This is a genomic window from Xanthomonas sp. SHU 199, from assembly GCF_000364665.1.
Taxonomy (GTDB): domain Bacteria; phylum Pseudomonadota; class Gammaproteobacteria; order Xanthomonadales; family Xanthomonadaceae; genus Xanthomonas_A; species Xanthomonas_A sontii.
This window is the reverse complement of the sequence record NZ_AQOI01000214.1, coordinates 1-15705: the sequence shown is the minus strand read 5'-3', so window position 1 is coordinate 15705 and position 15705 is coordinate 1. Positions and strand designations below refer to the sequence as shown.

The 15705-nt window shown below is 67.9% G+C and carries 14 protein-coding genes; 9 read left to right on the top strand and 5 right to left on the bottom strand.

All coding sequences use genetic code 11. From position 1 onward, the window contains the following. The 4 genes from D183_RS0108765 to D183_RS27425 form a co-directional block, all read left to right on the top strand. On the top strand, positions 1–697 hold a 697-nt coding region (locus tag D183_RS0108765; protein WP_026144319.1), incomplete at its 5' end, for a glycoside hydrolase family 3 C-terminal domain-containing protein. Between the two features lie 453 nt (positions 698–1150). Continuing rightward, positions 1151–1594, top strand: coding sequence for an inner membrane protein YiaA (gene yiaA / locus D183_RS0108760; RefSeq protein ID WP_017908676.1), 444 nt, complete (start codon positions 1151–1153; stop codon positions 1592–1594). Between the two features lie 135 nt (positions 1595–1729). Next, complete coding sequence (locus tag D183_RS0108755) at positions 1730–2872, top strand: PQQ-dependent sugar dehydrogenase (protein ID WP_039726658.1); 1143 nt, start codon at positions 1730–1732, stop codon at positions 2870–2872. Between the two features lie 205 nt (positions 2873–3077). Then, positions 3078–3404: a hypothetical protein gene (locus tag D183_RS27425; RefSeq protein WP_157835196.1), complete on the top strand. Its 327-nt coding sequence runs from the start codon at positions 3078–3080 to the stop codon at positions 3402–3404. An 85-nt stretch (positions 3405–3489) separates the two neighbouring features. On the opposite strand, the gene D183_RS0108750 is transcribed toward D183_RS27425, so the two are convergent. After that, positions 3490–3801, bottom strand: coding sequence for a hypothetical protein (locus D183_RS0108750; RefSeq protein ID WP_017908674.1), 312 nt, complete (start codon positions 3799–3801; stop codon positions 3490–3492). Between the two features lie 170 nt (positions 3802–3971). Between D183_RS0108750 and D183_RS0108745 the strand changes: the two genes are divergently transcribed. After that, positions 3972–4478: a hypothetical protein gene (locus D183_RS0108745; protein ID WP_017908673.1), complete on the top strand. Its 507-nt coding sequence runs from the start codon at positions 3972–3974 to the stop codon at positions 4476–4478. A gap of 106 nt (positions 4479–4584) precedes the next feature. On the opposite strand, the gene D183_RS0108740 is transcribed toward D183_RS0108745, so the two are convergent. The 4 genes from D183_RS0108740 to D183_RS0108720 form a co-directional block, all read right to left on the bottom strand. Then, entirely contained in the window at positions 4585–5082 is a 498-nt protein-coding gene (locus D183_RS0108740; RefSeq protein WP_017908672.1) for a hypothetical protein, read from the bottom strand. Positions 5083–5169: 87 nt separating this feature from the next. After that, positions 5170–6465, bottom strand: a complete 1296-nt coding sequence (locus D183_RS0108735; RefSeq protein WP_017908671.1) for an APC family permease — start codon at positions 6463–6465, stop codon at positions 5170–5172. Beyond that, positions 6462–7280: a L,D-transpeptidase family protein gene (locus tag D183_RS0108730; protein WP_039726655.1), complete on the bottom strand. Its 819-nt coding sequence runs from the start codon at positions 7278–7280 to the stop codon at positions 6462–6464. The genes D183_RS0108735 and D183_RS0108730 overlap by 4 nt, the downstream gene beginning before the upstream one ends. 1120 nt (positions 7281–8400) lie before the next feature. Next, positions 8401–9378 carry a LacI family DNA-binding transcriptional regulator gene (locus tag D183_RS0108720; RefSeq protein WP_017908668.1) on the bottom strand — a complete coding sequence of 326 codons (978 nt, stop codon included), beginning with the start codon at positions 9376–9378 and terminating at the stop codon, positions 8401–8403. Between the two features lie 403 nt (positions 9379–9781). Here D183_RS0108720 and D183_RS0108715 point away from each other — a divergent pair, with 403 nt between their 5' ends. The 4 genes from D183_RS0108715 to D183_RS0108700 form a co-directional block, all read left to right on the top strand. Next, positions 9782–12913 carry a TonB-dependent receptor gene (locus D183_RS0108715; RefSeq protein WP_017908667.1) on the top strand — a complete coding sequence of 1044 codons (3132 nt, stop codon included), beginning with the start codon at positions 9782–9784 and terminating at the stop codon, positions 12911–12913. A 95-nt stretch (positions 12914–13008) separates the two neighbouring features. After that, positions 13009–13767 (top strand): SapC family protein, encoded by a 759-nt coding sequence (locus D183_RS0108710; protein WP_026143348.1) that lies wholly within the window; start codon positions 13009–13011, stop codon positions 13765–13767. A gap of 20 nt (positions 13768–13787) precedes the next feature. Further along, positions 13788–14789, top strand: a complete 1002-nt coding sequence (locus D183_RS0108705) for a cupin-like domain-containing protein (RefSeq protein WP_026144315.1) — start codon at positions 13788–13790, stop codon at positions 14787–14789. Positions 14790–14802: 13 nt separating this feature from the next. Continuing rightward, the coding region (locus tag D183_RS0108700) for a tryptophan halogenase family protein (protein WP_017908664.1) at positions 14803–15705 on the top strand (903 nt) is incomplete at its 3' end.

Sequence of the window (15705 nt, the reverse complement as noted above, 5' to 3'; positions counted from 1 at the left end):
TGAGGCGGTCGCCGCCACCGGCACGCCGCTGGTGGTGCTGCTGCGCAACGGCCGCGCGCTGGCGCTGCAGGGCGCGGTGCGCGACGCCGCGGCGATCGCGGTGACCTGGTACCTGGGCACGCAGACCGGCCCGGCGGTGGCCGACGTGCTGTTCGGCGACTACAACCCGTCCGCGCGCCTGCCGGTGAGCTTCCCGCTCGATGCCGGGCAGCAGCCGTACTTCTACAATCACCCGCGCACCGGCCGGCCGGAACTGCCGACGATGAGCGAGTTCAAGTCGCGCTGGCGCGAGGTGCCGAACGCGCCGCTGTATCCGTTCGGCCACGGCCTCGGCTATACCCAGTTCGCCTATGGCGCGCCGCAGCTCGACCGCACCCAGGTCGGCTGGGACGACACCCTGACCGTGACCACGCGCATCGACAACGTCGGCGAGCGTGAAGGCGAGGAAGTGGTGCAGTTGTACATCCACGACCGCGTCGCCAGCCGGGTGCGCCCGGTGCGCGAGTTGAAGGCGTTCCGCAAGGTGCGGCTGGCCGCGGGCGAGGGCATGGAGGTCCGCTTCACCCTCGACCGCCACGCGCTGGCCTTCACCGGCCGCGACGGACAGTGCGCGGCCGAGCCGGGCCTGTTCGACCTGTGGGTGTGCGCGTCCTCGGGCAGCGGCGAGCCGGTGGCCTTCGAGCTGCTGCCCGGCTGAGCCGGGCGCAGCGACAGCCGTCGCCGATGTGGGCGTGACGCCGATGGTGATTCGGCCGCGCGGATCGCCCCGATCCGGAGGCAGCGCCATGCCGCCCGGAGGACGCGCGCTGGCTGCTCTTGCAGCCACTTTCATGGTCTGGCGTGCCCCTGTGGGGCAACGGACGCGTGTCGTGGGTGCTGGCGCGTGTGCTCGTCGCGTCGGCTTCCTGCCTGCGGCCTGCGTTCCCGGCCTTCCATGCAGGACGCGGCGTGACGCCGCCTGCATCTGCGGAAGCGTTCCGATGCGGCCTGCTGCAGGCGTCTACGGCGGGTGCGGCGCGGCATCCACTGTGATCGGGTGCGTAACTCGCCGCTTTCCTCTACCTTATGCATTCAGGTTGCGTTGTCGGGATGCGCGCTGCGCCTCGCCCATGCGCCGATCCTGGTCTTCCCTCATCACAAGGAATTTCTCATGCAAGCTGCGCCCAAGACCTCCGCCGCCTTTATCGCTGCCTCCTGGGGGGCGTTGCTGCTGGGCACGGGCGGGTTCCTGATCGGCTTGTGGAATGCCGAAATGATGTTGAACGAGAAGGGCTATTACTTCACGGTCCTGCTGTTCGGCCTGTTCTCCGCGGTCTCGCTGCAAAAGAGCGTGCGCGACCGCGTCGAGGACATTCCGGTGAGTGGGTTGTATTACTCGATCTGCTGGTTCTCGGTGATCGCGGCGCTGGTGCTGTTGGCAGTCGGTCTGTTCAATGCAACCTTGTTGCTGAGCGAGAAAGGCTTCTATGCCATGGCCTTCGCGCTTAGCCTGTTCGGTGCAGTGGCGGTGCAGAAGAACACCCGCGATGCGGTGGGGGCCGGTCAAGGCGGCAAGCGCCACGTCGGGCAGACGCTGCCGCCTCCGCTGGAGTGATCCGCTCTGGCGCGCTGCCCCGGGCGGGCAGACCGCTGCCGTCGTGACCGCGACCACGGCTTGGCCGCGGCATGCTTGCCGTGCACGCGGGCTCTGCTAGGTTCGGGATTCGACCCCAACCGATAGGTGCACGTCATGCGAACTCCCTTGGGTTTGGCTTGCGCGCTGGCCATGGGCCTGGCGATCTCTGCGGCGCACGCCGCCCCTGCCGACACGGCGGCCGAGCGGCGCGGCGACTGGCCGTTCTCGGCGACCCCGGTCGCCACCTTCAACGAACCGTGGGCGATGAGCTTCCTGCCCGATGGCACCGCCTTGATCAGCGAGAAAGGCGGCACGCTCAAGCGCATCGATCCGGTCAGCGGCCATACCGGCACGGTCAGCGGCGTCCCCACCGTGGCGTACGGCGGCCAGGGCGGTCTCGGCGACGTGCTGGCGCATCCGGGCTTCGCCAAGAACGGCTGGGTCTACCTGAGCTACGCCGAACCCGGCAGCGGCGATACCCGCGGCGCGGCGGTGATGCGCGCCAAGCTGACCCTGGACAGCAGCGGCGGCGGCAGCCTGTCCCAACAGCAGGTGATCTGGCGGCAGCAGCCCAAGGTGTCCGGCAACGGCCACTTCGGCCATCGGCTGGCGTTCGGCCCGGACGGCAAGCTGTGGATCAGTTCCAGCGAGCGGCAGAAGTTCGATCCGGCGCAGGACATGAGCGGCAACCTGGGCAAGATCGTGCGTCTCAACGACGACGGTAGCGTGCCGGCCGACAATCCGTTCGCCAACCGCGGCGGCGTCGCCGCGCAGGTGTGGTCGCTGGGCCACCGCAACGTGCTCGGTCTGGCCTTCGACGCCAACGGCCGGTTGTGGGAACACGAAATGGGCCCGGCCGGCGGCGACGAGCTGAACCTGATCCAGCGCGGCGCCAACTACGGCTATCCGATCGTGTCCAACGGCGACCATTACGATGGCCGCCCGATTCCCGATCACAGCACGCGCCCGGAATTCGCCGCGCCCAAGGTGAGCTGGACGCCGGTGATCTCGCCGGCCGGCTTCGTCATCTACAACGGCAGCCGCTTCCCGCAGTGGCGCGGCAATGGCTTCATCGGCGGCCTGTCCTCGCAGTCGCTGGTGCGGATCGAGTTCAACGGCGAGACCGCACGCGAGGCCGCCCGCTACGACATGGGCAAGCGCATCCGCGAGGTGGAGCAGGGGCCGGATGGCGCGCTGTGGCTGCTGGAGGATGGCGCCGGTGGGCGGTTGCTGAAGTTGCAGCCGCTGGAGAGTTGAAGCACGCGCCAGGCAGCGACGGTTACGTCGCTGCCTGGCACTCGTTCATGCCTGGAAGCAGCAAAGTTCCATGCTCTTGCGAAGGCTGAAGAATGCGTGGCGGAAAGTATATTGCTGCCGCCTGACAACACGATTTGTGGGAGAGCGCCTCGACCCCACGCGCTCAGAAACTGAGGTTTAGATGTCTGCATCCAGGAACGCCGTCTTGATCAACTGCGTTGCACTGACGATTCTCGTTTGCTCCGCTTTGCTTCTGGCCATGTTTAGCTGGGTGACGCTTTTTGCATTCAGGGATATCGCTGAGGTTGTCTGCTGCCGCCCATTGCCAATCCGCATCGCGCCAGATCGGCAGATCGCGTTTCAGTCGGCAATTGTCGGGCTCACCTTTGCTTCTCTTTATATTCTGCGAAAGTCCGCTGCCAAGGAAGAGTGGCGGATTGGCTACTGGAGTTCTGTAGCTTCCGTTGGCTTGATGTGCGCGAACATCGCGTTTTACTTGGGGGTCAATGCAGGCTTGTTCAGGGGAGGATGACGCAGGATCGTCGCATAGACTGCAAGGCGCGGCGTGACTCGCGGCGTCCTCGGCGGCAATATGCCGCCAAGCGACGTTGTCTGATTCACTCCTGGTGATTGCCGGCACGCTCCCAGGCGCGACGCACCGCGTGGCGGGCCTTGCTCCAGCTCAGCGTCTGCGAACCTTTGTTGTTGTCCCAGTCGCGGTGCAGTTCCGCTTCCACCTGCTCGTAGGCGCGGTTGAAGTCGCGGATGCGCGCCTCGTGGCCGGCGTGGTAGGCGGGCTCGTAGTCCTCGAACCGCTCGCCTTCGCTGTAATAGGGCTCGTCGGCGAAACGATCGCGCCAGTATTGCGAGACGCTGTTGCGGTCCTCGTCGTTGGGCGCACGGCCGGGAATCTGATACGGAACGCTCATGATGGTTCTCCGTGGGCGATGAATGCGCTCCACGCTAGCCACGCCGGCGTTAAACCCGCCCCTGCGCGGCGTGATCGCGATATGAAACATTCATGCCTTCTGGCAGGCTGCGCCGGCGCTCAGGGTGGCTTACGATCCGCCGCTACGCCCCCTCTCTTCCGGCAAATCCCATGGCCGCCAACGGCATCGCCTTGTTGACCCCGTACCTGGCCACCGCCGGCGTCGGCTGGCTGTATTACCGACGCATCCGCCGCTATTTCGGCCGCCAGCCCTGGCAGCCGCGGCGCACCGGCGTGCGGCTGGGGTTCCTGCTGCTGGTCGCGGTCCTGCTGACCTGGCTGGCCGTCCAGTTGCCCGCCGTGCGCCTGGGCATGGCGCTGGGCGCCGTGGGCGGCGCCGCGTTGGGCGGCTTCGCCCTGCACCACACCCGCATCGAACTGCAGGACGGCGCGCGCTGGTACACGCCCAATCCGTGGATCGGCGCGGCGCTGAGCGTGCTGTTGCTCGGGCGCCTGGCCTGGCGCTGGGCCAGCGGGGCGTTCGCCGGCGGCAGCGCGGAAACCCTGCAGAACGCCAGTCCGCTGACCATGAGCATCGCCGCGGCGCTGATCGCCTACGGGCTGGTGTATGCCGCGGGTCTGTTGGCACGCATGCGGTCGCTGACGCCAGCCGCCTGACGATGACGACGCAATGGCGGCGGGCCTTCGGGCCGTGCCGCCGCGTCAGTACGGAACTGCGCAACGGAGAGCGTCTCGCGCCAGGCCTGGCCTAGCTGGCGTGATGTCAGTGCGCGGCAGCCGCCGCTTCGTAAGGCAAGGCCGTGGTGCCGACCGCGCGCAGCGGCGCATCGGCGGCATCCAACTGGTCCGGTTCGCCTTCGATCACCACCAGGATGCGTCCGGCCTCGATTTCCTCTTCGAAGTTGCGCCGTACCGGGTCGGGCACGGTGGATCCGACCAGCGCCGAGGACCAACTGCCGACCAGGGCGCCGGCGATGGCCATGACCCCTGCGCCGGCCAGGGTGATGCCCAGCGGCGGCACCGCGATCGCCGCCAGCCCGGCCAGCAGGCCGGCGGCGCCGCCGCCCAGGGCGCCGCGCGCCGCGGCCGGCACGGTGTCGGTCTTGCCTTCCTTGCGGTCGTCGGGGATGGCGTCCAGCTCGATGTCGCCGCGCGCGACCAGCGACAGATCGTCGTTGTCGAGACCGGCGCTGCGCGCGGCCTGCAGCGCACGCGTCGCGGTGGGCAGATCCGGAGCGCTGTAGACGCGGCGTCGTTTCATGGCGGGCGACCCTTGCTGGTGGGCATCCAGCGTCCGGGCGTCGCGGTTATCCGCGCGTGACCTGCGCGCAAGGCGGCGTGAAGGCGTTCACGCCGCGTCCTTGCGCGGGAACCGATAGAACAGCGCGCCCACCAGCAGCGCCACGCCCGCGGCGGCCAGGTTCTGCCAGCTGGCGCTGAGCAGCAGCGCCAGCGCCAGCAACAGCGCCGCGAGCGGGATCAACGGCCCGCCCGGCAGCCGCAGCGCGCCGGGCCGATCGCGATAGCGCCGTGCCAGCACCAGCACCGCCGCGGCGGTGCCGATGTAGGCGAACAGGCGGGTGACCATCGACAGCAGCGCCAGTTGCACGAACGAGCCGGACAGGGCCAACGCCAGCGACAGCACGCCTTGCAGCAGGATCGCCGCGGCCGGCGTGCGGAAGCGCGGATGCACCCGCGCCAGGAACGCCGGGCCGTAGCCGTCCTTGGCCAGCGCGAACAGGAAGCGCGGCCCCAGCATCACCGTGTTGCTGGTGGTGCCGAGGATGGAGATGGTGGCGCCGACGGTGAGGATCAGCGCCAGCGCTTCGCCACCGAAGCCGCTGGCGGCATCGGCCAGCGGCGTCGCCGATTGCGCCACGTTGGGCAGCGTGCCCTGCGCCACCACCTGCACCGCGGCGTAGATCAGGGTGACGGTGACGATCATGGTGATCAGCGCGAACGGCACGTCGCGGCGCGGATTGCGGTACTCGCCCGCGGCGGCCGGGATGTTCTCGAAGCCGGCGTACGCGAACAGCAGCAGCAACGCCGCCTCGCCGAGGTTGCCGACATCGTGCGGGTCCGGGGTCTTGCCCGAGAACGCCCACGACCAGTCCACGTAGAACACGCCGATCGCCACGAACAGCAGCAGCGGTACCAGCTTGCCGATCACCAGCGCCACGCCGGTGCGCGCGGCCGACTTCACCCCGATCACGTTGATCGCGGTGAGCAGGCCGAGCGAGCCGATCACGATGGCCAGGCGCGCGCCGCCCCCGGCCGCGGCCGGCCAGAAGCGCACCACCGCATCGGCCAGCCCGTTGCTCAGCGCCGCTGCCGAACTGATCCGGGTCAGCCAGATCATCCAGCCGATCTCGAAGCCGGCGAAGCGGCCGAACGCCTCGCGCGCATACAGATAGCTGCCGCCTGGCTCGTCGAAGTAGCTGGCCGCCTGCGCGTAACACAGCACCAGCAGCGCCACCGCCACACCGGCCAGCAGCACCGCCCACAGGCTCAGCGGCCCCAGCAAGGCAGCGGTGGCCGCGGGCAGCAGGTAGATGCCGCTGCCGATCACGTCGTTGATCGACAGCCCGACGATCTGCCAGCGGCTGACCGCACGCACCAGCCCGGGCGCGGGTGCCTGGCTCACGATGCCGGCTCCACGGCCGGCAATGCCCAGTCGGCCCGAAGGCGCTGGTAGGCACTGCGCGGCAACAGCACGAACAGCGGCGCGGCGGACGGCCGCAGCCACGCCAGCAGCCCCCGCATGTCGGCCGGCTGCATCGCGGTGCAGCCGGCGGTGGGCGCGCCCGGGGCGCGCCACAGGTGGGCGAAGATGCAGCTGCCGGCGCCGGGCGTGGCCTGCGCGTTGTGCTGGATCACGAAGCCTTCGCGGTAACGCTGGTCGCCGGCGTGTTGCAGGTCCAGGCGCATCGGTTCGGTGGACCCGGCGACCGCGTCCTTGCCGACCTTGTCGGCATCGACGATCTGGTTGTACAGCGGCGAACCGGGCACATCGATGCAGTAGTTGCTCTGCTGCATCGCTTGGTAGGGCATGGCGCTGTCGATGCGCGGTGCGTAGCCGAAGGCCTCGCCGATGGTGAACACCCCGGCCGGGCTGCGACCGTCGCCTTCGCGTTTCTGCGGGCCGTCGTCCTGCGCCGGATGCAGGCCCAGGCCCCAGGCGCTGCCGTGGCGGCCGAGGCTCACGTCGAAGGCCTTGCCCTGCGCGCGCCAGCCTTGCGCGTCGCGTTCGAACGCCTGCAGTTTGCCCTGCGGGCTGTCCCAGTCCGGCGCCAGCACCAGGATCAGCTGCTGCGCGCGCTGCAGCGCGGGCACGACGGCGTTGTCGGCGGCCATGCCGGGCGCGGCGATCAGGGCACACAGCAGGGCCAGGCCGATGCGCCAGGCGCGGTGGCGGCTGGCGTGCACTGGCGCGGCAGGGGACCGATGGAGCAGGGGCATGGGCATCTCCGGGGCGGCATGGGCGCGATGGACGCGCCATGGGTGAACGGTAGCGCAGTTGCGAGGCGGATGGCATGCGCTAGTGCCGTTGGCTTGCCGGCAACTAGGCCGATGCAGTGGATGGTGGGTGATGTCTGTGCTGGTGACCTGTGGGCGGTGGTATGGGTGTTGTGTCGTGAGTGCCTGTTCTGCACTCACGCAAGCTGATCCGTTGCCGTTGCCGTTGCCGTTACGGTTGCGGTTGCGGTTGCTGTCGCTGTCGCTGTCGCTGTCGCTGTTGCTCCTGCTCCTGCTCCTGCTCTTGCTCTTGCTCTTGCTTCTGTTGTTGCTGTTGTTCTGGCTTTTGACTTACCGGGTTCCCTTCCGAAGCGGCGGACAGCGCGGGGAAAAACCCGAAGGGCGGCGTACATGGATGTACGCCGTCCGCGGCAGGGGCAGGATGCCCCTTCCGCGGATCCCGTCTGGTTCGCGGACCCGGAGCGCGCAGCGCGGAGGGCGCAAGGCAGGGCGCGCTTTCTTTTGGTTACCTTTTCTTTGCGCGAGCAAAGAAAAGTAACTCGCCCGAAAGGGCGAAAGCCTTTAAAGCCTTTGCTGTTGCTGCTGCCGTTGCTTGAAGTTTGTCTGTCGGACGAGAAGATCTGTAGGAGCGGCTTCAGCCGCGACAGACACAACGGACTCTCGCTGTCGCGGCTGAAGCCGCTCCTACAATCCAGCCGCCGCCGTAGGAGCAGGTGCAAGAGCAAAGCTTTCGCCTGGCGGCGAGTTACTTTTCTTTGCTTGTGCAAAGAAAAGTAACCAAAAGAAAGCACACCCTGCCTCGCGCCCTCCGCGCTAGCGCGCTCCGGGTCCGCGTCCATCACGGGGATCCGCGGAAGGGGCATCCTGCCCCTGCCGCGGACGGCGCACGTCCTTGTGTGCGCCGCCCTTCGGGTTTTTCCCCGCGATGGCCGCCGCTTCGGAAGGGGACCCGGCAAGTCAAAAGCCAAAGCCACTGCAACAGCAAGAGCAACAGCACGAGCAAGAGCAACGGCAGTACTGACTGATGGTGCAGTTGTGCGACGCGCATGAGGCGCGGACGTTCCTCGACGTTCTCCCCCAGTCCGCGCCCGACGATAGGAAGCTAGCGACCCACCAGCGGCCGCGAAACGGAATCGCGCGCGACCAGCCGATGCGGCACAACATGATCGACATAAGCGCGCTCCGAACCGGCCCCCTGCCGGATCTCCCGCAGCAGCAGATCGATGGCCGTGTCGGTCATGTCCGCCACCGGTTGATGGATGGTCGTCAGCTCCGGCCACACCATCGTCGACGCCGAGGTGTCGTCGAACCCCACCACCGACAGATCCTCCGGCACCTTCAGGCGGCGGCGATGCGCCACCGACACCACCGCCGAGGCCATGTCGTCGTTGCTCGCGAAAATCGCAGTGGGGCGCGGCTGCAGGGCCAACAGCCGCTCCGCGGCCTCGAGTCCGGCGCGATAGGTGAAGTCGCCCGGCTGCACGAGCGCGGCGTCGTAGTCGATGCCCGCATCGGCCAGGGCATCCCGATAACCCTGCCAGCGGTGCGCACTCGCGGTCTGGTTCGGGTCGCCGGTGATGTAGCCGATGCGGGTATGCCCGTGCGCGATCAGGTGCGACACCATGTCATGGCTGGCGCGGCGGTCGTCGATGTGCACGCAGGACAGCCTGTCGCTGAAACGGCTCGACGCAATGGAGACGACGGGAATTCCGGCGTCGACGAACACGGCGACGATGGCCTTCGATTCGCACAAGGGCGCCGGGAGCAGCACGCCGGCCACGCTGCTGCAGAGCGTGCGTGCGGCCTCGCGGCGCGCACGCGCACCCAATCCGTCCCAGGTGGCGATCACCAGTTGCGCCGCCACGCGGGTGGAACCGCGCAGCGCGCCGACCAGCAGTTCGCGCAGGTAGCTGGAGCTGGGGTTGGTGTAGATCAACGCGATGCAGGTGTGCTGCGCGGCGGCCAGTGCGCTGGCCGCCGGATTGGGCCGGTAGTCCAGTGCGCGCACGCTGCGCATCACCCGCTCGCGCGTGCTCTCGCGCACGCCGGCGTGGCCGTGGGTGACGCGCGAGACGGTCATCGGCGAGACGCCCGCATGCGCCGCGACGTCGTCGATGGTGATGGCGTTCGCTCTTCGACGCGTCGTTTTGGGGGTGTTCTTCAAGGAATGCCGTCCTTTGTTGCGACGCATGATGACAAGCGATGTCCCGGGTGCGTAGTCTGCGCCGTGACGCGATGATAGCGCTATCAATCAGCGGCAGTCGGGCTCGGGGGGAGCCTTTATCGCGCGTCGTCTGGCAATCCTGAAACGGAGTTTTGAGTCGCAGCGACCGAAGAGCGCGCTGCGATGTTCGGCGTGGAAGACGGGCATCGCCCGTGCGTGCCTCTTAGGGGAGGGGCGGTACATCCATCGATCGCATGTCAGAGGGGAGAGTCATGAGCGCTTCTATGTTTCGTCGTAGCCCAGACCTGGGGGCTCGTCCATGAGCCGCACGCTGGCGAAGTTCAAATCCAGGGCCATGTTCACCTTCGTCGGTGGCGTCCTGGTCATCAATCCCGCATTCGCACAGGACGCGTCGACGCCGGCGCCGGCAGCAGAGCAACAGGCGCAGAGCAGCCCGACGCAGCTGGACACGGTCCAGGTCACCGGCCTGCGCAACAGCCTCAGCCAGGCGATGGACATCAAGCGCGACGCCCCGGGCGTGGTGGATGCCATCAGTGCCGAAGACATCGGCAAGTTCCCCGATACCAACCTGGCCGAGTCGCTGCAGCGCATCACCGGCATCTCCATCGAACGGCGCGATGGCGAAGGCGCACAGGTCACCGCGCGCGGCTTCGGCCCGCAGTTCAACATGGTGACGCTCAACGGGCGGCAGATGCCGGGCGCCGATGCGTTCGGCGCTGCCGGGCAGGTCGCCATCGGCGGTGTCGACGGCGGCACTCGTGCCTTCAACTTCGCCCAGCTGGCTGCCGAAGCGATCAATGGCATCGAGGTCTACAAGACCAGCCAGGCCAACATGCCCAGCGGCGGCATCGGCGCCACCATCAACATCCTGACCGCGCGCCCCTTCGACCACCAGGGCATCGTCGCCAGTGCCGGCGCCAAGGCCGTCTCCGACCGCAGCCAGCCGTTCGACAACGACATCACCCCGGAACTGTCGGGCATCTTCAGCTACAGCAATCCGGACAAGACCTTCGGCGTCGGCGTGAGCGCGAGCTACCAGAAACGCAAAGGTGGCTCGGTGCAGGCCACCGAGAACTACTGGAACGTGCAGCCGTGGACCGGCTCGATGCCCGGCAATCCGACCGTGGTCAATGCGCCGCAGATCGGCGCGCTGTACGCCCGCCCGAACGACCTGCGCTATGCGTTCTCCGAGTTCGAACGCGAGCGCGTCAACGGCCAGGCGGTGCTGCAGTTCGCGCCCACCGACAGCCTGACCCTGACCCTGGACTACACCTACTCGACCAACGAGATCACCGAGAATCGTGGCGAGCAGGGCATGTGGCTGCAGAACAGCAACTACACCGATGTGACGTTCGATACCAGCGGCGCGGTGGCGGTGCCGACCTACATCCGCGAGATCGCCGGCACCAAGGATTTCGGCCTCGAGCAGCAGCGCAGCATGCAGAAGTACAAGCTGGGCTCGCTCGGTCTGAATGCGGTGTGGAACGTGACTGACCGGCTCAAGCTCAGCTTCGACGCGCACGACTCGAAGAACGAAAGCCGTCCGAACGATCCGCTGACCGGCGGCGGCTCCCTGTTCATGAGCATCGCCGGCACCAACAACTGCACCACCGGGCCGCACTGCGGCGGCTCCTGGGTGCAGGAGCTGAACTTCAACAACGGCCTGCCGATCGGCACCCAGGTCTGGTATCCGAGCGACGCTGCTGCCGCGGCCAACGTCAACGGCGTGGTCAACCCAGGCTTCGTGCCGGGCGAGATCGGTTCGCAGGTGCTGCGGGTCAATTCGCAGAGCCAGATCAGCCAGATCAAGCAGGCCCGCATCGACGGCGAGTGGAGCTTCGATCAGGGCCGCTTCCAGTTCGGCGTGGACAGCAACAAGTCGACCACCCACCGCATCCAGGCCGCCGAGGCGTACTCCACGCTGGGCGACTGGGGCGTGGCCAACGTCGACCGCGATACCGCCGGCGGCCTGATGAACCTGATGCAGCCGGTCAACATCATCGGCCTGTTCCATGACTACGGCGGGACGAGTTGGCCGGCATGGCGCGGCGATGCGGGCCGGCTGGCGGAATGGGCGGCCAGCCAGTACGGCGTCGGCCTGGGCGTGAGCCCGCAGCGCGCCGCCGACAACTTCGTGGAGGAAAAGACCCGCTCGGCGTATTTCCAGGTGGAACTGGATGGCGAGCTGGCCGGTCGGCGCACCAATACCCGGCTCGGCGTGCGCTACGAAACCACCGACGTGGTGTCGACCTCGATCATCGCCACACCAGAGGCGATCGAGTGGCAGTCCAACAACGACTTCCGCGTGGTGCTGTCCAACGAGCAGCAGCCGTTCAGCGAGAAGACCACGTACAGCTACATCCTGCCCAACCTGGATTTCAGCATCGACCTCACCGATATGCTGAAAGGCCGCGTCTCCTTCGGCAAGAGCATCGCGCGCGCGCCGATCGGCAATCTGTATGCCGGCCCCGGGGCGCAGCAGCCTTTCGGCTCGGTGCTGATCGATCCGTCCTCGCGGGCCAGCGGCAACGCGCAGAATCCGTCGCTGAAGCCGCTGGAGTCCGACAACCTCGACCTGGCGCTGGAGTGGTACTTCGCCGATGCGAGCTACCTGTCGGTGACGTACTGGAACAAGTCGGTCAACAACTTCATCGGCAACACCGTCGTGCAGGAGAATCTGTACGGCCTGCGCGATCCCACCTCGGGTCCGGACGCGAAGTCGGCGCTGGCGTTCCTCACCAGCGGTGCCTGCCTCGCCCAGGTCGGCCCGGCCAATGCGGCGGCCTGCTCGGCCAACGACACCTCGCTGTTCACCGCGCTGGCCCTGCTGCGCAACAACCCGGCCGGCCTGGCCGCCTACAACGGCACTGGCGCGCAGGTGCTGGCGACCGAAGCCGCCTACGATCTCTACGGCGAGGCCGACGATCCGCTGTACGAGTTCAACGTCAACCGTCCGATCAACCAGAACCAGGCCAAGCTGCACGGCTGGGAGCTCGGCGGGCAGTACTTCCTCGGCGACACCGGGTTCGGCATCCTCGCCAACTACACCATCGTCAAGGGCGACGTCGGCTACGACAACGGTGGCGACCCGGGCATCGACCAGTTCGCGCTCACCGGCCTGAGCGACACCGCCAACGCGGTGCTGATGTACGAAAAGTACGGCTGGTCGGTGCGCCTGGCCTGGAACTGGCGCGACCAGTACCTGATCCTGGCCAACCAGGGCACCAGCCGCAACCCGTACTATGTGGAACCCTACGAGCAGTGGGATCTCAGCGTGAACTACACGTTGAACGATCACTGGTCGTTCGGGCTGGAGGCGATCAACCTGACCGGCGAGGACGTACGCTGGCGCTCGCGCACCTCGAAGATGATCGTGAAGCTGGCCGACCAGAGCCCGCGTTATATGCTGGGCGTTCGCTACAAGTTCTGAACAAGGCGGAGAGGTTCTCTTCGCATGTCGCCACGGGCGCCGCTGCGATTGCGGCGGCGCCCCGTGCCGGGCTCCAGAGGGGAGTGCGCATCACCATGCCGCGTTACGAGATGCTCAACAACATCGCCCATCGCGACCTGCGCGTGGCCACCGACTTCGGTCCGGAGTTCGGCGACGCGGTGGGGATGGTGCCGGCCTACCCCAGCGAGTACGCCGAGCTGCAGCGGGAGTATCCGATCTTCCTGCGCAAGGATCCGACGGACGGCGCCTGGCAGTCGGTGGCGCTGCTTGGGTTCGAGCAGCACGAAAACCTGTTCCTGCAGGACCGGCGCTGGATGGCCTCCTATCTCCCCGGGGCGGCGGCCAAGGGGCCGTTCCTGATCGGGTTCCAGGAGCAGCGGGTCGATGGCGTGCTGACCGAGGACGCGGTGCTGCACGTGGACATGGAGCATCCGCGGGTGACGGCGCTGCAGGGCGAGCCGGTATTCCTGCCGCAGGGCGGCAACACGCCCTATCTCGACCACATCGCCAAGGTGCTGCGCGGCATCCACGAGGGCAGTGCCTTCGGTGCGGACATGTTCGCCGCGCTCGATGCACACGGGCTGATCCAGCCGGTGGCGCTCGACGTGCAGCTCGATGCGCAGCACCGCGTCGGCGTGAACGGCCTGCACGCGATCGACCGTGAGCGCCTGGCCCAACTGGACGGCGCCGCGCTGGCCGCGCTCAACCGCGCCGGCTATCTGGAAGGCGCGTATCTGATGCTGGCCTCGCTGCACAACATGCGCCGCCTGATCGCCGAGAAGCAGCGACGCCTGCGCCTGCAGGATGCCGCCGGCGCGGCAGGCAGGAACTGAGCGTGCCGGACGGCGCAGCCATGCGGACACTGGAAGGCGTGCAACCCACTGCATTGCCACTGCAGGCGCTGGTGGCGGCCGGGGAGCCGGTGGTGTTGCGCGGCATCGCGCGCGACTGGGGACTGGTGCAGGCCGGACTACGCTCCACGCAGGACGCAATGGCCTACCTGCGCAGCTTCGAGGCGGGCGTGCCCGTTCCGTATTCCTTCGGCGAGCCCGGGATCGAAGGACGCCCGTTCTACAACGCCGATTTCACCCAGTTGAATTTCGAGGTCCGCCGCGGAACGCTCACGCAGGTGCTGGAGGCGATCGCCGCGACCTTCGAGGATCCGCGGCCGCCCACCTACTATGTCGCGTCGCTGCCGATCGCGCGGGCGCTGCCGGGGTTCGCGCAGGCCAACGACGCCGGCCTGGCCGGGCAGGGCGTCGATGCGCCGCCGAGCATCTGGATCGGCAACCGGGTCACGGCGTCCTGCCATTTCGACATGCCGGACAACCTGGCCTGCTGTGCCGTGGGCCGGCGCCGCGTCACCCTGTTTCCGCCCGAGCAGATCGACAACCTGTATCCGGGGCCGCTGGAGCCGACGCCTGGCGGCCAGGTGGTCAGCGTGGTGGATGTCGACCGCCCCGACTTCGCGCGTTATCCGCGTTTCCGCGATGCGCTGGCCAGCGCACGGCACGCCGAGCTGGAGCCGGGCGATGCGCTGTTCATCCCCAGCATGTGGTGGCACCACGTACGCAGCCTCGCGCCGTTCAACGTGCTGGTGAACTACTGGTGGCGCAGTGCGCCGGCGTTCCTGCCCTCGCCGCTGACGGCGTTGCAGCACGCGATGTGGGCGTTGCGCGATCTGCCGGCGCGCGAGAAGCAGGCCTGGGCCAAGCTTTTCGACTACTACGTGTTCGGCCCCGGCGAACGCGCAGGCCAGCACCTGCCCGAGGCCGCCCGGGGCGAACTGGCCCCGTTCGACGAGGCACGGGCACGCCGGGTGCGCGCGCAGTTGCTGGCGCGGCTGAATCGCTGATGGGAGCATCGCCTTGAACCTTGCCACCACAACGGACGGACGCATCCGCAAGGTCGTCATCGCCGGCGGCGGCACCGCGGGCTGGCTGGCCGGCTGCGCGCTGGCGCACCAGTTCCGCGATCGCCTGGACATCACCCTGGTGGAGTCCGAGCAGATCGGCACCGTGGGCGTCGGCGAGTCGACCGTGCCGCCGATCCGCACCTTCCACCGCTTCCTGCAGATCGACGAGCAGGAGTTCCTGCGCGCCGTGGCCGGCACGTTCAAGCTGTCGATCTCGTTCGAGCACTGGCGCCGCCCCGGCGATCGCTTCATCCATCCGTTCGGCACGATCGGGCAGGGCACCTGGGCCACGCCGTTCCATCATTTCTGGCTGGACAGCCTGCGCCGCGGCATGCCGTCGGACCTGGGCGATTTCTGCCTGGAGAGCGTGGCCTCGCGTGCGGACCGGTTCTCGCTGGAGACCCAGCCGCAGGTCAACTACGCCTATCACTTCGATGCCGCGCTCTATGCGAAGTTCCTCCGCAAGAAGGCCGAAGGCTACGGCCTGCGCCGGCTGGAAGGGCAGATCCGCGAGGTGCGGCAACATGCGCACGACGGTTCGGTCGCGTCGCTGCTGCTGGAAGACGGGCAGGTGATCGAGGGCGATCTGTTCATCGACTGCACCGGCTTCCGCGGCCTGCTGACCGAACAGACCCTGCACACCGGTTACGAGGACTGGCGCGAGTGGTTGCCCAGCGATCGCGCCGTGGCGGTGCAGACCGAGGCGGTCGCGCCGCCGGTGCCGTATACCCGTGCCATCGCGCACGAGGCCGGGTGGCGCTGGCATATCGCGCTCCAGCACCGGGTCGGGTGCGGGCTGGTGTTCTCCAGCCGGCACATGTCCGACGACGAGGCGCACGCCAAGCTGCTGCGCGAC

Bases quoted from the DNA above. Each gene is read 5' to 3' on its own strand.
- yiaA (WP_017908676.1), top strand. From the start codon at position 1,151: ATGCAAGCTGCGCCCAAGACCTCCGCCGCCTTTATCGCTGCCTCCTGG.
- D183_RS0108755 (WP_039726658.1), top strand. From the start codon at position 1,730: ATGCGAACTCCCTTGGGTTTGGCTTGCGCGCTGGCCATGGGCCTGGCG.
- D183_RS0108750 (WP_017908674.1), bottom strand. From the start codon at position 3,801: ATGAGCGTTCCGTATCAGATTCCCGGCCGTGCGCCCAACGACGAGGAC.
- D183_RS0108745 (WP_017908673.1), top strand. From the start codon at position 3,972: ATGGCCGCCAACGGCATCGCCTTGTTGACCCCGTACCTGGCCACCGCC.
- D183_RS0108740 (WP_017908672.1), bottom strand. From the start codon at position 5,082: ATGAAACGACGCCGCGTCTACAGCGCTCCGGATCTGCCCACCGCGACG.
- D183_RS0108730 (WP_039726655.1), bottom strand. From the start codon at position 7,280: ATGCCCCTGCTCCATCGGTCCCCTGCCGCGCCAGTGCACGCCAGCCGC.
- D183_RS0108720 (WP_017908668.1), bottom strand. From the start codon at position 9,378: ATGACCGTCTCGCGCGTCACCCACGGCCACGCCGGCGTGCGCGAGAGC.
- D183_RS0108715 (WP_017908667.1), top strand. From the start codon at position 9,782: ATGAGCCGCACGCTGGCGAAGTTCAAATCCAGGGCCATGTTCACCTTC.
- D183_RS0108710 (WP_026143348.1), top strand. From the start codon at position 13,009: ATGCCGCGTTACGAGATGCTCAACAACATCGCCCATCGCGACCTGCGC.
- D183_RS0108705 (WP_026144315.1), top strand. From the start codon at position 13,788: ATGCGGACACTGGAAGGCGTGCAACCCACTGCATTGCCACTGCAGGCG.